This is a genomic window from Tritonibacter scottomollicae (genome assembly GCF_032924845.1).
Lineage (GTDB): Bacteria > Pseudomonadota > Alphaproteobacteria > Rhodobacterales > Rhodobacteraceae > Epibacterium > Epibacterium scottomollicae.
The window spans coordinates 226,994-243,780 of record NZ_CP136704.1 but is presented as its reverse complement, the minus strand read 5'-3'; the positions used below and the strand labels follow the sequence as shown (position 1 = coordinate 243,780).

At 60.9% G+C, this 16,787-nt stretch carries 10 protein-coding genes; 6 read left to right on the top strand and 4 right to left on the bottom strand.

Annotation, left to right across the window (positions count from 1 at the left end; translation table 11 throughout):
* Nucleotides 1-324 precede the first annotated feature (324 nt).
* On the top strand, nucleotides 325-1,254 hold the full coding sequence (locus R1T40_RS01800; RefSeq protein ID WP_317385668.1) for a PHP domain-containing protein: 930 nt from the start codon (nucleotides 325-327) through the stop codon (nucleotides 1,252-1,254).
* A gap of 176 nt (nucleotides 1,255-1,430) precedes the next feature.
* Here the strand turns inward: R1T40_RS01800 and cueR are convergent, their stop codons facing one another.
* Entirely contained in the window at nucleotides 1,431-1,832 is a 402-nt protein-coding gene (gene cueR / locus R1T40_RS01795) for a Cu(I)-responsive transcriptional regulator (protein WP_317385667.1), read from the bottom strand.
* Between the two features lie 410 nt (nucleotides 1,833-2,242).
* Here cueR and R1T40_RS01790 point away from each other — a divergent pair, with 410 nt between their 5' ends.
* A complete protein-coding gene (locus R1T40_RS01790) occupies nucleotides 2,243-3,358 on the top strand; it encodes an S-(hydroxymethyl)glutathione dehydrogenase/class III alcohol dehydrogenase (RefSeq protein WP_317385666.1) in 1,116 nt (371 codons plus the stop codon).
* A 148-nt stretch (nucleotides 3,359-3,506) separates the two neighbouring features.
* On the opposite strand, the gene R1T40_RS01785 is transcribed toward R1T40_RS01790, so the two are convergent.
* The 3 genes from R1T40_RS01785 to R1T40_RS01775 are packed head-to-tail and all read right to left on the bottom strand — an operon-like array spanning nucleotide 3,507 to nucleotide 8,299.
* Nucleotides 3,507-5,024, bottom strand: coding sequence for a SpoVR family protein (locus R1T40_RS01785; RefSeq protein ID WP_317385665.1), 1,518 nt, complete (start codon nucleotides 5,022-5,024; stop codon nucleotides 3,507-3,509).
* A gap of 5 nt (nucleotides 5,025-5,029) precedes the next feature.
* Nucleotides 5,030-6,346 (bottom strand): YeaH/YhbH family protein, encoded by a 1,317-nt coding sequence (locus R1T40_RS01780; RefSeq protein ID WP_317385664.1) that lies wholly within the window; start codon nucleotides 6,344-6,346, stop codon nucleotides 5,030-5,032.
* Between the two features lie 18 nt (nucleotides 6,347-6,364).
* Nucleotides 6,365-8,299, bottom strand: a complete 1,935-nt coding sequence (locus R1T40_RS01775) for a PrkA family serine protein kinase (RefSeq protein ID WP_106163190.1) — start codon at nucleotides 8,297-8,299, stop codon at nucleotides 6,365-6,367.
* A gap of 708 nt (nucleotides 8,300-9,007) precedes the next feature.
* On the opposite strand from R1T40_RS01775, the gene R1T40_RS01770 reads away from it, so the two are divergent.
* The 4 genes from R1T40_RS01770 to R1T40_RS01755 all read left to right on the top strand — a co-directional run bounded on the left by R1T40_RS01770 (nucleotide 9,008) and on the right by R1T40_RS01755 (nucleotide 16,663).
* A complete protein-coding gene (locus R1T40_RS01770) occupies nucleotides 9,008-11,587 on the top strand; it encodes an Ig-like domain-containing protein (RefSeq protein WP_317385663.1) in 2,580 nt (859 codons plus the stop codon).
* 107 nt (nucleotides 11,588-11,694) lie between these two features.
* On the top strand, nucleotides 11,695-12,990 hold the full coding sequence (locus tag R1T40_RS01765; RefSeq protein WP_317385662.1) for a TolC family protein: 1,296 nt from the start codon (nucleotides 11,695-11,697) through the stop codon (nucleotides 12,988-12,990).
* A 143-nt stretch (nucleotides 12,991-13,133) separates the two neighbouring features.
* Nucleotides 13,134-15,494, top strand: coding sequence for a type I secretion system permease/ATPase (locus tag R1T40_RS01760; RefSeq protein ID WP_394805031.1), 2,361 nt, complete (start codon nucleotides 13,134-13,136; stop codon nucleotides 15,492-15,494).
* A complete protein-coding gene (locus R1T40_RS01755; protein WP_106163186.1) occupies nucleotides 15,491-16,663 on the top strand; it encodes an HlyD family type I secretion periplasmic adaptor subunit in 1,173 nt (390 codons plus the stop codon). The genes R1T40_RS01760 and R1T40_RS01755 overlap by 4 nt, the downstream gene beginning before the upstream one ends.
* Nucleotides 16,664-16,787: the final 124 nt, after the last annotated feature.

The window sequence follows — 16,787 nt, the reverse complement described above, 5'->3', positions numbered from 1 at the left end:
AATCCAACTACACCGCCCCCAGTTCCACGGTCCACTCCGACAGAGAAATTAATCGCGGGCCGGATATTGCGGCTGTGCAGATGGAATTGAGCGTCCCTGTCCCTCAACCGCCTTGCCGCCGCCAACAGCACCTGAATACGAGCCTGCCACCTCAAGACTGCACCACCCTCTGCTCTCGGCGTCCAAGCGCCAGAGGCCCCTCAACGACCAGCCCCCTTCCCTGCGACATAGAACGCGCCGCTGTCCTGCGGACGCACGGTCACACGGCTGTTGCAGAACCACGCTAGGGCAGCCGAACATTGTTCCTATCAAATGAGCCCAATCATGCTCCTAGCACCCTTTGATGCCCCCGGTTCCTTCTTCCGTGGCAACCTGCACACGCATTCAGACATGTCGGACGGCGCCCTGCCCCCCGCCGAGGTCTGCCGGCGATACAAGGCACAAGGCTATGACTTCATCTCGCTCACCGACCACTTCGTCGGGCGATGGGGCTATCCGATCACCGATACAAGCGCCTTTCGCGACGATGATTTCACCACGCTCCTGGGGATCGAGATGCACTCCGGAGCGCAAAAAAACGGCGAATTGTGGCATCTGCTCGCCGTTGGCGTGCCCGCAGATTTCGCCCCCTCCAACTCCCCCGACTTCCGCCCGGTTGCAGATCAGGAAAGTGGACCGGAAATCGCCGAACGGGCTCGCCAGGCGGGAGCATTTGTCGCCATTGCCCACCCGCAGTGGTCAGGCCTGACCGAAGAGGATGCACGCAGCATCTCGGCCGCGCATGCGGTGGAGGTCTACAACCATGGCTCCCACACCCTTGCGGATCGCGGCACCGGCATGCCGATCCTGGACCTGCTGCTGTCCGAGGGGCGCGCACTCACGCTGATCGCAACCGATGACTCCCACTTCAAGGGGCCGGACGCCTTTGGCGGTTGGGTGATGGTCAAGGCAAAGGCCAACACACCGGGTGATCTTCTGACTGCGCTTAAATCCGGACAGTTCTACTCCTCGCAAGGACCGGAGATCCACGGCATTTGGTATGAAGGGGATCGCGTGCGCGTGTCCTGTTCCGCCGCATCGCAGGTGATCGTACAAGCGCATAATAACGCGTCTGACGTGGTCACCGGAGACAGCCTGACCGATGCCACCATCGCGCTTGGCCGAATGACTCACAGCCCCTGGCTGCGCGTGACAGTCATTGACGCGGCGGGCAAACGGGCCTGGTCAAACCCGATCTGGCCCGCGCAACTCTGATCCTGCCCGCAGCGAAGCCACCAAAGCCATCGACATTGCGCGACCGCGCCACGCCCCTATGGGCGCGGCGCCCGGCCCAACGGGCGGAGATGCGCGCGACGCGCGTCTTCAACGGGCGGAGCCTCCCCTCCGCAATCTCAAACGGTCGCGATGTGCCGAACAGCGGGCAAGACGTGTCAGCCCGCGTCTTCGCAGCTGCCGGAAAGATCCTTCAGAATCGGGCAGTCGGGACGGTTGTCCCCCGCACAGCAGGTGATCAGCTCGCTCAGCGTGGCGCGCATCGCTTCCAGATCGGCGATCTTCGCTTCGATCTTGGTCAGATGCGCCTGCGCAAGCTGCTTCACATCCGCGCTGGCGCGGCTGTCGTCCTCATAGAGCCCCAGAAGCATCCGACAATCTTCGATCGAGAACCCCAATGCCCGCGCACGGCCGAGAAAGGCCAGCTTGTGCAGGTCGCGCTCTTCGAAACAGCGGTAGCCATTGGCGCTGCGGTTGGGGCGGATCAAGCCGATGTCCTCGTAGTAGCGGATCGTCTTGGCCGGAAGTCCCGACCTGGCCGCAACATCGCCGATATTCATGTCTTTCCGCCTCCCAAAGTCCCGTCCCGCCGCTCCGAAAGAGGGCTGCTGGTTTGTCACAAGATGGACCTGACGGGCGGCAATCTCAAGCCAATCCACGGAAACTTGAGCAAAGCCCTGCGCAGTGACGCAGGAAAGAACACTTCTGTCGGTTTTGAGCGCCTTCCCGCCCTCATGTCACCGCTATAGACGGAGGAGACGCCTTTCGATCTGCGGCACGGGCTTTCGGCAGTTGCGCGCGCCCCGTGGCGTGATGTACCCCTGAGATGGCATGTGCTGGTCCCGATGGCCCCGAAGAACACGGCCGCTCTTGCGGTCCCCGCGCCGATACCCTTTGCGAACCGCCTGCCCTTGCGGGCCTCGCCATACAGGCGTAACGGTCTGAAAAGTCTGAAAAGAAGGACAAAGTGATGATCAAAACCCGCGCCGCAGTTGCCCTCGCCCCCGGCAAACCGCTCGAAATCATGGATGTGAACCTCGAAGGCCCCAAGGCGGGCGAGGTTCTGGTGGAGATCAAGGCCACCGGCCTGTGCCACACGGATGAATTCACCCGCTCCGGCGATGACCCCGAAGGCATCTTCCCGGCGATCCTCGGCCATGAGGGCGCCGGTGTGGTGGTCGAAGTGGGCGAAGGTGTCAAAAGCCTGAAGCCCGGCGACCACGTGATCCCGCTCTACACCCCCGAATGCCGCGAGTGTGACTACTGTCTCAACCCCAAGACCAACCTGTGTCAGGCGATCCGCTCTACCCAAGGTCAGGGTCTCTTGCCCGACGGCACCACCCGCTTCTCGCTGGAGGACGGCACGCCGATCCACCACTACATGGGCTGCTCGACCTTCGCCAACCACACTGTGGTGCCGGAAATCGCGCTGGCGAAAATCCGGAATGACGCGCCCTTTGACAAGGTCTGCTACATCGGTTGCGGCGTCACCACAGGCATTGGTGCAGTCATCAACACCGCCAAGGTGGAAATCGGCTCCACCGCCATCGTGTTCGGCCTTGGTGGCATCGGCCTCAACGTGATCCAGGGCCTGCGCCTGGCCGGTGCGGATCAGATTGTCGGCGTCGACCTCAACCCCGGCAAAGTCGAGATGGCAGAGAAATTCGGCATGACCGATTTTGTGAACCCCTCCGAGGTGAGCGGCGATCTGGTGGCGCATCTGGTCGAGCTGACCGGCGGCGGTGCCGACTACACCTTCGACGCCACAGGCAACGTCAACGTGATGCGCACCGCGCTGGAGGCCGCGCACAAGGGCTGGGGTGAGAGCATCATCATCGGCGTCGCCCCTGCCGGAGCCGAGATCTCCACCCGTCCGTTCCAGCTGGTCACCGGCCGGTCCTGGCGCGGCACCGCCTTTGGCGGCGCAGCCGGTCGCACAGACGTGCCGAAGATCGTGGATTGGTACATGGACGGCAAGATCGAGATCGACCCGATGATCACGCACAAGCTGACGCTGGACCAGATCAACGAAGGCTTCGAGCTGATGCACGAAGGCAAGTCCATCCGGGCTGTGGTGGAATTCTGATCGCCCGACCTTCTGGTGTAAAATGACAAAACGCGGACCTCTGGCGGGGCCCGCGTTTTTTAGGACTTCGGGGCATGGAGCGTCTTGATGTCAGCCCCCGTCCAGATCCGTGATCTGCCTGCGCGCGCCCAAGGCGCCTGTCCAATCGTCAGCCACTCGCCGTCGTGACGGTTGAGAGTGTCACATCATACCCCCAAAGCCGCCGCAGGTGTTTCAGAACCTCGTCCCGACCGTCCTCGGCCAGTTGGATATTCTCGCGCACTGTATGGGTAAGCTTCAGCGTTCTGTCGCCCTTCAGATCCGCATCGCTCACCTGGATATCCGGCTCGATGTAGGCAAGGTCATATTGCTTGGCGAGATCGCGGCGGATCGTCTTGTACCCTGCACGATTGTGGATCTGGCTGATCACCAGCTGCGGATGGGTTTCATCATCGGTCAGGGTGAACAGCTTGAACTTGCGCATGAGATGCGGCGACAGGAACTGCTGGATGAAGCTTTCGTCCCGGTAGTTCGACCAGGCATTGCGCAGCACGCCGCGCCAGTCCGGATCACCGGCAATGTCCGGAAACCACTCTCGATCCTCATCCGTGGGGTCCTCGCAGATGCGGCGAATGTCCTGCATCATCGCAAAGCCCAGCGCATAAGGGTTGATGCCGGAGTAGCGCGGGTCGTCATATTCCGGCTGCATCACCACATTGGTGTGGCTGTGCATGATCTCCATCAGCGCGCCTTGGGTGATCAGCCCCTGATCATAGAGCTTGTTGACGATGTAGTAATGCACGAACGTCGCACAGCCTTCATTCATCACCTTGGTCTGCTTCTGCGGGTAAAAATACTGCGCCAGCATCCGCACGATGCGCAGAATCTCACGTTGCCAGGGCTCCAGAACGGGGCTGTGTTTTTCAAGGAAGTAGAGGATGTTCTCCTGCGGCAGGTTCATCCGCTTGCGCCGCTCGCTGTGATCCAGATCCTCGTCCGGCGCATCCATGTCACGTTTCAGCCCCAGTGTCGCATCCGTCCAGATATCAAGCGCGCTTTGCCCCTTCTCATAGGCCTCGCGCAATTGCTGCATCGCGCGACGTTCCTCGATTGTGGGCTTGGGCGGGCGACCGTATCGAAACACGCCCTGAGATTGCAGCGCGTGGGCCGCGTCCAGTATTTCCTCGACCGCATCGTAGCCATACCGCTCCTCGCAGGCGGCGATGTAGTTCTTGGCAAAGGCCAGGTAATCCTGGATGCCATCCGCATCGGTCCATTGCTGGAACAGATAATTGTTCTTGAAGAAGTGGTTATGCCCAAAGGCCGCATGCGCCATCACCAGCGTCTGCATCGCCATGGTGTTTTCTTCCATATTGTAGCTAATGCAGGGGTTGGAGTTGATGACGATCTCATAGGCCAGCCCCTGCCGCCCGGTGCGATAGAGCGCCTCGTCACGGGCGAAATGCTTGCCGAAGGACCAGTGGTGATACATCAACGGCAGGCCGACGCAGGAATAGGCATCCAGCATCTGCTCGGCCGAGATGATCTCGATCTGGTTCGGGTAGACGTCCAGCCCCAGATCCTCGAGCGCGATCTTCTCGATGGCGTCGCGGGCTTTTTCCAACAGCTCGAACGTCCACTCCGGCCCGGTGAAAAGCGGTGTGGCGGTGGATTTTGCAGTCTGCATGTGGATCAGCCTTTCACCTTGGGCAGGAAGAACTCCCGGAAGATCGGATAGATGTGGCCGGGTTCAGAGACGCGCTGCATCTCGAAATGGGCGACCTCCCCCTTGACCTGCCGGTAGTTCTGCCAGAGGTCCTCGCCCGCCTCGTTGTTGTCCAACAGCATCTGCGCTGACTCCTCGACGATCTCCACATAGGCGTAGAACTGGCAGACCGGCAGCAGTTGCTCGGTCAGGATCTTGCGGCAACGCACGGAGTCATTGCCGAAATTCTCCCCGTCCGAGGCCTGGGCGCCGTAGATGTTCCACTCGTCCGGCGGATAGCGTTCGTCGATGATCTCCTTCATCTTCTCCAGCGCGGTGGAGACGATGGTGCCGCCGGTCTCACGCGCATAAAAGAACGTCTCCTCATCGACCTCCTGCGCGTAATGGGTGTGGCGCACAAAGACGATCTCTGTGTGCTCATACCCGCGCGTCAGGAACAGATGCAGCAACAGGAAGAACCGTTTGGCCAGGTCCTTTTCGCGTTCCTGCATGGAACCCGAAACATCCATCAGGCAGAAGACCACGGCGCGGGAGTTGCGGATCTTTTCCGGCACGAAGGTGTCATAGCGCAGATCCAGCGGGTCGATATAACCCACCACCCGGCGTTTGCGCCGGATGCCGTCGAGCTTGAGCTTCAGCTCCGCCAGCAGATCCTCCTGGCTGGGCGAGCGTGCGTCCAGCTCCTCCAACTCGGCCACCTGCGCCTCCAGCTCGCGCTGGGACTTGGTGGACGGGCGCTGCAGCGCTATGCGACGCCCCAAGGAGTTGCGCATGGTGCGCACCAGATTGAGGTTGTTGGGGGTGCCCGCGGTGGTCAGCCCGGCGCGGCGGGTGCCGATGGTTTCGGTCTCCACCGTGGCCTTTTCCACCAGATCCGGCAATTCCAGCCCGTCGAACAGGATTTCAAGGTATTCGTCCCGCGTCAGGGTGAAGGAAAACTCGTCGTCTCCCTCGCCGTCCTCAGAGGCCTTGCGCCCGCCTTGACCCGCGCCGCCCTGTGGTCGGTCGATCGTGTCGCCGACCACAAACTCCTTGTTGCCAGGCAATACATGGCGGCGATTGCCACCGGGACCGTGATAGAGCCGCGGCTCCTTCAACCCCTTGGCAGGAATGGTGATTTTCTCGCCGTTTTCCGGAACGCTTTCGCCCTTGCCGATGGATTTTTCCCGCACCGAACGGTCGACGCGTTCCTTGATATTCTCTCGCGCGCGTCTGAGGAACCGTTGCCGGTTCCCCAAGCTTTTGCCCTTTGGATTTGCGCGCCTGTCGATGAAGTGGTGCATATAGACACCTCCCGCCTGTTAGCCCGCCTTGTTCACTCGCATGTACCATTCGACGAGGCGTCGGACCTGCCTGTCGGTGTAGCCATGCTCGCGCATGCGTTCGACGAACTCCTGGTGTTTGCCTTCGGTTTGACTGTCCTTTTTGGACCCGAAGGATATCACTGGCAGCAGCTCTTCCACCTGGGAGAACATGTGCTTTTCGATCACGTCGCGCAGTTTCTCGTAGGAGTTCCACGCCGGGTTCGAACCGGTGTTGGCCCGATGCCGCAGGGCAAACTTGACCACCTCGTTGCGGAAATCCTTCGGGTTGGCGATGCCGACCGGTTTCTCGATCTTCGACAGCTCCGCATCTAGAACCTCGCGGTCATAGAGCTGGCCGGTATCAGGGTCCTTGTAGTCCTGTTCCTCGATCCAGGCATCGGCGTAGGAGATATAGCGGTCAAAGACGTTCTGACCGTATTCCGTATAGCTCTCCAGATAGGCCTTCTGGATCTCGTTGCCGATGAACTCTTCGTAGCGCGGTGCCAGTTCGGTCTTGATGAACTCCAGATACTTCTGTTCGACCTCTTGCGGGAATTGCTCGCGCTTGATCATACCTTCGAGCACGTACATCAGGTGGACGGGATCGGCGGCGACCTCCTTGGTGTCGTAGTTGAACACCGAGGACAGCACCTTGAAGGCAAAGCGGGTGGAAACCCCGTTCATGCCTTCGTCAACGCCGGCGCGGTCCTGGTATTCCTGCACCGTCTTGGCCTTGGGATCGGTGTCCTTCAGGCTCTCGCCATCGTAGACCCGCATCTTGGAGTAGAGGTTGGAGTTTTCATGCGGCTTCAGCCGGGTCAGCACCGAAAAGCGGCTGAGGATCTTCAGCGTCTCCGGCGCGCAGGGTGCCTCGCGCAGTTCCGAAAATTCTATCAGCTTTTCATAGATTTGCGCCTCGTCTGAGACCCGCAGGCAATAGGGCACTTTTACGATCGACACCCGGTCGATGAAGGCCTCGTTGTTCTTGTTGTTCTTGAAGGTCTGCCATTCGCTCTCGTTCGAATGCGCCAGGATCAGCCCATTGAAGGGGATCGCGCCGAAGCTCTCGGTCCCCATGTAGTTGCCCTCCTGCGTTGCAGTCAGCAGGGGGTGCAGCATCTTGATCGGCGCCTTGAACATCTCGACGAATTCCAGCACCCCTTGGGTGGCCCGGTTGAGACCGCCGGAAAAACTGTAGGCATCGGGGTTGTCCTGGCTGAAGTGTTCCAGCTGGCGGATGTCGACCTTGCCGACGAGGGTGGAGATGTCCTGATTGTTCTCGTCGCCCGGTTCCACCTTGGCGACACAGATGCGGCGCAGGCGGGAGGGGTGCAGTTTCACCACCGAGAACTTGTTGATATCGCCTTCGAATTCATCCAACCGCTGTACCGCCCAGGGCGACATCAGCCCCGGCAGCCGATGGGTGGCAATGCCGTATTCCTCTTGCAGGATCGGCCCCATGCGCAGCGGATCAAACAGACCCAGCGGGCTTTCGAAGATCGGCGAAATGTCATCGCCCGCCTTCAGCACATAGATCGGCTCATCCTCGACCAGCCGCTTCAGCCGCTCCGCCAGCGATGACTTGCCGCCGCCGACCGGTCCCAGCAGATAGAGGATCTGCTTGCGCTCCTCCAGCCCCTGGGCCGCATGGCGGAAATAGCCCACGATCCGTTCGACCGTGTCCTCCATGCCGTAGAAATCCTTGAAGGCGGCGTAGCGTTTGATCGTCCGGTTCTGGAAGATCGGCCCCAGTCGGGAGTCCTTTGAGGTGTCAACCAGTTCCTCTTCGCCGATCGCCTTCAGCATGCGTTCCGCCACATTGGCGTACATGCTGGGGTCGTCGCGACAGGCCGTGAGATAGTCCTGCAAAGACATTTCCTGCTCGCGCGTCTGGCCATAGGCCTCTGCAAAAAGCTCTGCAACTTTATTCATCGGGGTCTCGCCTCCTGGTTAACGTCGTTACCCGTCCTCCTGGGCTTCGGGATCGCACGCGAACAGAGTGGCCTGACGAGGGCCGTTGAGGTGTCCGCGTTTATCGTTGTTATTTTGAGTCTGCTCGGCGCTCTTGACCGTGATCTTGGCCAGGCGTCCCTCCATACATATGACTGTAGAGGGGTTTCCGTCTGGGCCAAGGGCTACAGCGTCGGATTTATTTACCTATATCATACACTAGATATGCCATTCATCATAACGAAGTTTGGTATATTTTCTATTAACACTCGTGAAATGGTCCGTAACTTTGCATCACAACTCGGCGACAGATCCTGTCAAAACCGGGTGCAAAGCGGCCAGAAATCGCCAGCATCGCTCCGGCTCGCACCCTCTCAGACTGCGCAAAACACCAGACTCCGGCGCCATCTCAATGTTGGTTAATGGGATATTAACCATTTTTCGTACCATTGCTGCAGACATGAGTATGAACCGGCCCGCCCGGCCAAAAAAGTGAGGTATTTGAGGCACGCTAGGCAGGCAAACAGGGCGAAGTCACCTAATCTTGGTCTGGACAGGTCAGCAAATTGGAATGCATATTGGCCCCAACAAAGCCGCAAAGACGGCACGTGGCAGACACATACAGGCAACTGAAACAGGCAGCGCGAGACCTTTACGTCGACGCGCAAAGTATAAAGTGAGCAGTTTAGCATGAGCACCGTTGCATTTATTGCCCGCAATCCGTCGGGCACCAATCAGCATGGAACCTCTGCAGAAGGGTCTCCATCTGTAATTTCCACAACTGGCGCGAAAGATATCTCGCTCAACCTCGACCCGACTGATGTTGAGAGCTACGCCCGCCGCGGGAACGATCTCCACATCACCTTGTCAGACGGCACCATCGTGGAACTGGACGGTTTCTACAACACAGCCGCAACTGGTCCGAAGAACCTGTTCCTGAGCGATGAAGGTGATTTCATCGAAGTTGTCCTCGAGGACAAGGCCGATGGAATGTTGTTCGCAAGCTACGAACCCCTTGATCTGTCAGGGAAATGGAGCGCCTACGACGATATGGTCTTTCTTGACGTTGACCGTATTGAACCCGTTGTGGCACCGCTTGCCGCACCGCTGCTTGGCGGCCTCGGCGGTCTGGGCGCCGCAGCAGCTGGCGCCGCAGTCATTGCAGGCGCAGGTGGTGGCGGCGATGGGGACGGCGGCGGCGGTGGCGGCGACGATGGCACCGGCGCGATCATTCCGACCGTGAATGATGCAGACGGCACCTATGACGTGCCAGAAGGCGACCCGGACGGCGTAACCATTTCCGGCACCGGCGAAACCGGATCAGACGTGGAAGTCACCATCGGCGATGTGGTCGTGACCACCACCGTCAATGACGATGGCACCTGGTCTGTGAATGTCCCGACCGACGATCTTCCCGATGATGGCGTTTATGAGACGGTCGTGGATGTTGTGGCCCCCGATGGCACCACCTACGACGATCTCGACGGTCCCACCATCGACATCGACAGCGAGCCTCCCACCGTCGTCATCACCGAAGGCACCCAGTCTGTCGGCGACGTGGTTGACGGCGACGAACAGGCCAGCGGCACGGTGATCACCGGCACCGGTGAGGCCGGGGCGACCGTGAGCCTGGAAATTGCAGGCGCCACTCAGACCACAACAGTGGCGGAGGATGGCACCTGGACCGTGACATTCACACCGGGCGAAATCGCAACTGGTGAATACGAGACCGGCATCACCATCGTCACCACCGACCCGCACGGCAACAGCACCACCTCCTCCGATGTGCTGGAAGTGGATACCGAAACCGCCGTCACCATCGACACCGGCCTTTCCGGGGGCGACGATATCATCACCGCCGCTGAAGCCGCCGCCGGCGTCGCGATCACTGGCACCGCCGAAGCCGGCGCGTCGGTCGAGGTCACTGTCGAGGGCGTGACCCGCACCACGACCGCGAATGGGGATGGCACCTGGTCCGTAACCTACGAGGCAGGATCCCTGCCCGACGGTGAATATGATGCCGATATCTCGGTCACATCCACCGATGCGGTCGGCAACACTGCAACGGCGACATCCACCATCGAAGTGGATACCGATGCCGGGTTTGTGCAGCTCGACGAAGCACCGATCGAGGGTGATGACATCATCAACCACGACGAGCGTGCCGATGGTGTCACCATCACGGGCACCGCAACCGCCGGTGAAACCGTCACGGTAACGCTCGGCGGGTTCAGCGACACCGTCATCGCCGACGCCGACGAAAACTGGTCCCTTGTTGTGAGCGCAAACGACATACCCGAGGGCACTGGAAACCTGGATGTCACCGCTTCGATCAGCGATGACCTCGGCAACACCGAAAGCGACAGCGACACGGTGGAACTCGACACCGTGGTGGAAAACTATGAGTCCGAGACGCTTCAGACCTCGGACGATGTGGTGAACATCGACGAACTCGCCGCTGGCTTTACATTGGCGGGTACGGTCGAAGAAGGTTCCACCGTCACGGTGGAAATCGACGGCACCGACTACCCGGCCTCCGTGGACGACGACGGCAACTGGAGCCTCACGCTTGATGGTGACGACCTCGGCACCGAATCTCGTGAGGTAAATGGGACGATCTACGCGGAGGACTCGGCTGGTAACGTCGACGATATCCCCCTGAACTTCAGAATCGACACCGACGTCGACACGCCGGATCATCGTGGTGGATATATCGAAGACGGATTAGCCTACAGTGTCACCGTATCCGAGGAAACGGAAGAGCTATCCGTCTATAGGATCGATGACAATGGTTCATCATCAGTAATTCAGGGCGCCCCCGACACCTCGCCCACTGGGCTCCCTTCAATCGTCTTCGACGACCCAATTCCAGATGGCACCAATCTGGTCATTCAGGAAACCGATGACGCAGGCAACCGATCTTCGGTACTGGTGATCGACCAGCAATCCGTCAGTTCCGACCTGCTGAATTCGGTTGGCGAGCACAATATCGATACGCTAGACCTTGTGTTCGAGGATAACGGCAACGGCGCCAACGTCACGCTGACCGAAGAGATGATCAACAACATGTCCTCGAACTCGGATACTCTGGTGGTCCGCGGGGATGACAACGTCGGTCTCAATGATGATGACAATCCTCATACCGTCACCCTCACCGGAGGAGTCGCCGCTGGCACCGAGACCGTGGATGGCGAGACCTTCGATGTCTACACGATCGGGGATGGCGACACCCGCCTGCTGGTCGAAGACGATGTGAACGTCGTTATCTAAAAACGCCTGTTGCCGCCCCTCCCCTTTGCGAAGGTTCACGGGGTGGCGGCAACACAGCGATAACCCGTGGATCAACCACGGGACCATCTGAGGCACGAGGGAATTTTATGGCTCTGGCAAGACGCATTTCTGCCGTTGCACTGTTGTGCAGCCTGACGGCGTGTGGGTTGCCAATTCCAGGCCTCACCCCCGCAGATCAGGACACTACGGCGCTGCAAAGCAACTTTGCGCAGGCCGAAGACGCACCACAGTCCGAAGTCATCACAGCGTTGATGCAGCGCCAGTCGCTGCTGGAGCCCGGCAGCAGCTATGACACGGTCGCAAGCGCGTCCCTGTCCGCCTCGGCACGCGCGTCGGAATCTGCACTGATCAGCGCCAAACTGCGGGCAGAAGCCAAATCCAAGAACTGGCTCCCCTCCCTGCGCCCCAGCGTCAGCCTCAATGATCTGGGCGAGATGGTGGCCAGCATGCTGTTGGAACAAGTGCTCTTCGACAATGGACGTCGCAAGGCCGAACGCGCCTTTGCCGCCGCCGATGTGGAGGTTGCCGCCGTCACCCTCTCTGCGGATATGAACGACCGGGTCAAAACCGCGCTGTCGCTCTATGTGTCGGGGCTGCGCGGCGACGAGAAGGCCGCCTATGCCCATCGCGCCATCCGCACCATGCGCGATTTCGAACGGGTGGTTGTTGGGCGTGTGAACGGCGGTGTGTCTGATCGCTCCGACCTCAGTGTGGTTCAATCCAAGATCAGCGGCGTGCAGTCCAGCATGGCCACCGCAAATGATGCGGCCCGCACCGCGCGCGCCGAGCTTGAGGCCATGACAGGCCGCACGTTTGAGGCCTCGCCACAGCGTTTGAACCTCAGCCTGCCCCCCGATGGCAGCAGCTATCTCAGCGTTCTCAAGGCGAAATCCGAAGCCACCCGCACCATCGAGCAAGCCAAGATGGAGCGCGCCGGGCTGCTGCCGCAGGTGTCGGCCTCCGGTCAGGTCGGCAGTGAGGGCAGCGGCGGCGGATTGCTGCTGAACCTTGCGGAACCGCTTGGTCTGGGGACTCCAGCCGCGCTGAAGGCGGTAGAGGCGTCCAAACAGGCGGCCCTGCGCCGCATCGGTGAGGCGGAAGAGAACGCACGGCGTGACTACAGCCGTGAGATCCAGCGCCTTGCCTCCTATCGCCGGCAGGAACGTGAGGCGCTGTCGCTGTCACGCGCCAGCCGCGAAACCTACAACCTGTTCAAGGCACAGTTCGAGGCCGGGCAACGTCCGGTGATGGACGTCATCCCGATCTACGAAGAACTAGTGAAGCGGGAACAGGCCTATATCGACGCAAAATATGAAGTTGTGATGATCCAGCTCGCGCTCGCCGCGTCACTGGGTCTGTTGGCGGATGGGGACAAGATTTGACGGATCGAGACAGCCATAGCCAGAATGAGCCTGCGCAAAAGCCCGCCAAACGCGGGCTGAAGCTGTCATCGATCTCCGGTGGTCTGACCTCCAAACAACGCAAAGGCAGCGACAAAGGCAAAAAGGCACCGGTGAAGATCTCGATGATCTCGCCGGTCACAGCGCCCGCGCCAGTCGCGGGCCAAGACGACAAAACCGCCAGCCCCCCGCCCCCGGCTGCGCAACCAGACGCCGCTGCCGCACCGGCCCCGTCTGCATTTGATGCGAACCAACCGCTGCCCAATCTCCCCTCCGCCCCTGAACCGGACGCAGCCGAAGCAAAGGGCCAGGATGAGGTCGTCGCAGCAGTTGAACCGACGCCGGTGGCTCCCAGCAGCAGCCAAGACGACGAAGCCGCCCATCACGCCCGCCTGAAGGCGCGGGCGCACCTGATGTGCCGCCTTGCCGCACTGCGCGGGTGCACGCTTGCCCCGCAGGACATGATCGAGCATCTGCAGACCAGCGGGCCGGCCTCTCTGCGCCCCGAGGCGATGATGAGCGCGCTGATCACCGCAGGCCTCAAGGCGCGCGTGCAGCAGGTGAAACGCCCGACGCCGCGCCACTGGCCCGGCATCGCCATCATGCAGGGCGGGCAACCGGTTCTGGTCCTGTCGCAGGGCAAGGCAGGCGTCACCATTTACGATACCTCCTGCCCCGACAATCGCGCCGAAGTGCCGATGCAGGATTTCATGCCCTACTTTACCGGGCAGATCCTAACCACCCGCGCCACGCTCTCGCAGCTGGCACAGCGGCACACGCCGCAGCTGGATACCTCGCATTGGTTCTGGGGTGAGTTTCCGAAATATCGCCGCCAGATGGGGGAGATCATGCTCGGCTCTCTGGTGGCCAATGTGCTGGCCGTTGCGGTCGCGTTGTTCTCGCTGCAGGTCTATGACCGCGTGGTGCCGCATCAATCGCAGGCGACACTCTGGGTGCTGGCGATCGGCGCCCTGATGGCGATCACCATGGAAGGTGTGCTGAAGCTCGCCCGCGCCCGCATCACCGATGCCGCAGGGCGTCAGGTCGACATGGCGGTGCAGCACAAGCTGATGCGCCGCGTCATCGGCCTGCGCATGGACCAGAGCCCCCTGCCCCCCTCCGGTCTGTTTGCCGCGATGCGCGATTTTTCCTCGGTGCGGGAGTTCTTTACCTCCTCCACCCTGTCGACGCTGGCGGATGTGCCCTTCATCGCCGTCTTCCTGCTGCTGGTGGCCTCGATCGGCGGCCCGGTGGTCTATGTGATCATCATCGGCGGCGTGCTGATGCTGCTGCCCGGCTACTTCATCCAGAAGAAGATGCTGGCGATGACCCGTCAGGCACAGGGGGCCTCTGCCAAGAGCGGACGGCTGCTTCAGGAAGTGGTCAGCGAGATGGAAACCATCAAGACCCAGCGCGGCGAGGAACGCATCCTGCGGCTCTGGGACGAGCTGAACCTTCTGTCCTCGCAGGCCTCCAACGGGCAGCGCAAGCTGTCCAGCGCCCTCACCTACTGGAGCCAGGGCGTGCAGCAGGCCACCTATATCTGCGCCGTGATCCTCGGCACCTATATGGTGTTTGCGGGCGAATTCACCGTCGGCACCATCATTGCCACCGGCATTCTGACCAGCCGCACGCTGGCGCCGCTGACGCAGTTTGCCGGCACACTGGCGCGCTGGAGCAATGTGCGCGCCGCGCTTGATGCGCTCGACGTGATCGCCACCGCTCCGCAGGAGCGCGAAAAGGGCCGTGCCTATCTGCGCCGTGAAACCATCGAAGGCCGGTTTGAGCTGCGCGAGGTGGTGTTTCGCTACGATCCCGATGGCGCGCCAACCGTCGATGTGCCCGCGGTCGCCACCACGCCGGGCCAACGCATTGCAATTCTGGGCGTCAATGGTTCGGGTAAATCGACACTGCTGAAGCTGCTCGCCGGTCTATACACTCCGGAACGGGGCCGCGTGATGATCGATGGCACCGACATGAGCCAGATCGAACCACGCGATCTGCGCCGCCACATCGGGTATCTCGGCCAGGAGGTAAAGCTCTTTGCCGGTACGTTGCGGGACAACCTGAACCTGTCCCTGCTGACACATAGCGATGAACGTGTGATGGAAGCGCTGGAATTCGCGGGCCTCGCCCCCTTCGTGCAGACCCACCCGCGCGGTCTGGACCTGCAAATCGGCGACGGTGGCGCGGGGCTGTCCATCGGCCAACGTCAAGCCGTGGGCTGGGCACGCTTGCACCTGCAGAACCCTTCGGTTGTCTTGCTGGACGAACCCACAGCGGCGCTTGACCAGACGCTGGAGCGGACGCTGGTGAGCCGGCTGGACGGCTGGCTCGGCAATCGCACCGCAATTATCGCGACCCATCGCATGCCGATCCTGTCCCTGACCAACCGCACACTGATCCTGCAGGCCGGGCGCATGGTCGTCGACGGGCCGCGAGACGAGGTTCTGGCGCATCTGAACGGCGGGAGCAAAGCGTCATGAGTATCGCAGCAGACATGGATATTCTGGAAGGCACGCATGGGGCCAGCCGCATCATCAAGCTGGTGGCGCTGGTGCTGGTGCTGTTCGTGACCTGGGCCGGGTTTGCATCCGTCGACGAGATCGTGCGCGCAGACGGGCAGATCGTCTCCTCCTCCCGCTCTCAGATCGTGCAGAACCTCGAAGGCGGCATCCTTGCAGAACTCCACGTCCGTCAGGGTGACACCGTTGAGGCCGGCCAGGTGCTGGCAAAGCTTCAGGACACCAAATTCCGCGCGGCCTCGGATGATCTGCAGGACCAGATCGACGCGCTGGAGATCAAGCAATACCGGCTCGAGGCGGAGATCGAGCGCGCCTATTCGTTCGATGTCCCCGAAACATTGGCCGAGCGCTCCCCCTCCATCCTCGCCTCGGAACGTGCATTGCTCAAGGCGCGACAAGGCGATTTCGACAGCCGCCGCAACAGCGCCGAAGAGATACTTCTGCAGCTGAAGAACGAACTCTCGAACCTGCGGTCCCTGCATGAGCAGAAGATCGTCGCCCTGCTTGAAGTCAACGAAGCCAAGAAGAAAGTCAGCGACGCGCAGGCGAAATTCGATGAGATTGGAACGCAGTCAGAGCTGGAGCTTGCGGAAGAATACTCCGACACCCTGCGTCAGCTGACCTCCCTGCGACAAGAACAGCGTCTGGCGCGGGATCAGCTTCAACGGACCGTCATCACATCGCCCATGGCGGGGATCGTCAACAGTCTGGCCGTGACCACGATCGGTGGCGTGGTGCGCCCCGGGGACGAGATTCTGGAGATCATTCCGCTCGGCGAAGAGCTGTTCGTGGAAGCGCGGGTTAAGCCTGAGGACATCGCCAATGTGCAGCGCGGGCAGGATGTGACCATAAAGCTCACGGCCTATGACTACACCATCTATGGTTCACTGCGGGGTAAGGTCGATATCGTCTCGGCGGATACGTTCGAGGATGAACGCGATCCCCGTGCCCCCCCCTACTACCGCGTCACCGTAAAGGTGGATCGCTCCAGTCTCACGGCGCGTCAGCAGCAAATCGAAATTCGTCCGGGGATGCGGGCAACTGCGGAGCTGCAGACCGGCTCCAAGACCATCCTCAGCTACTTGCTCAAACCGCTCTACAAGTCACGTGAAGCGTTTCGAGAGCCCTGATCTTCTTAGCTTTGTAACCGACGTGACCTGAAACACGTCAAGCTGCTGGTCCTGTGCGCTCTAGATCCGGACGGAGCAGACAGCCATTCTGGCGTATCGCATCCGGTGGTGGCGTTGGACCCGA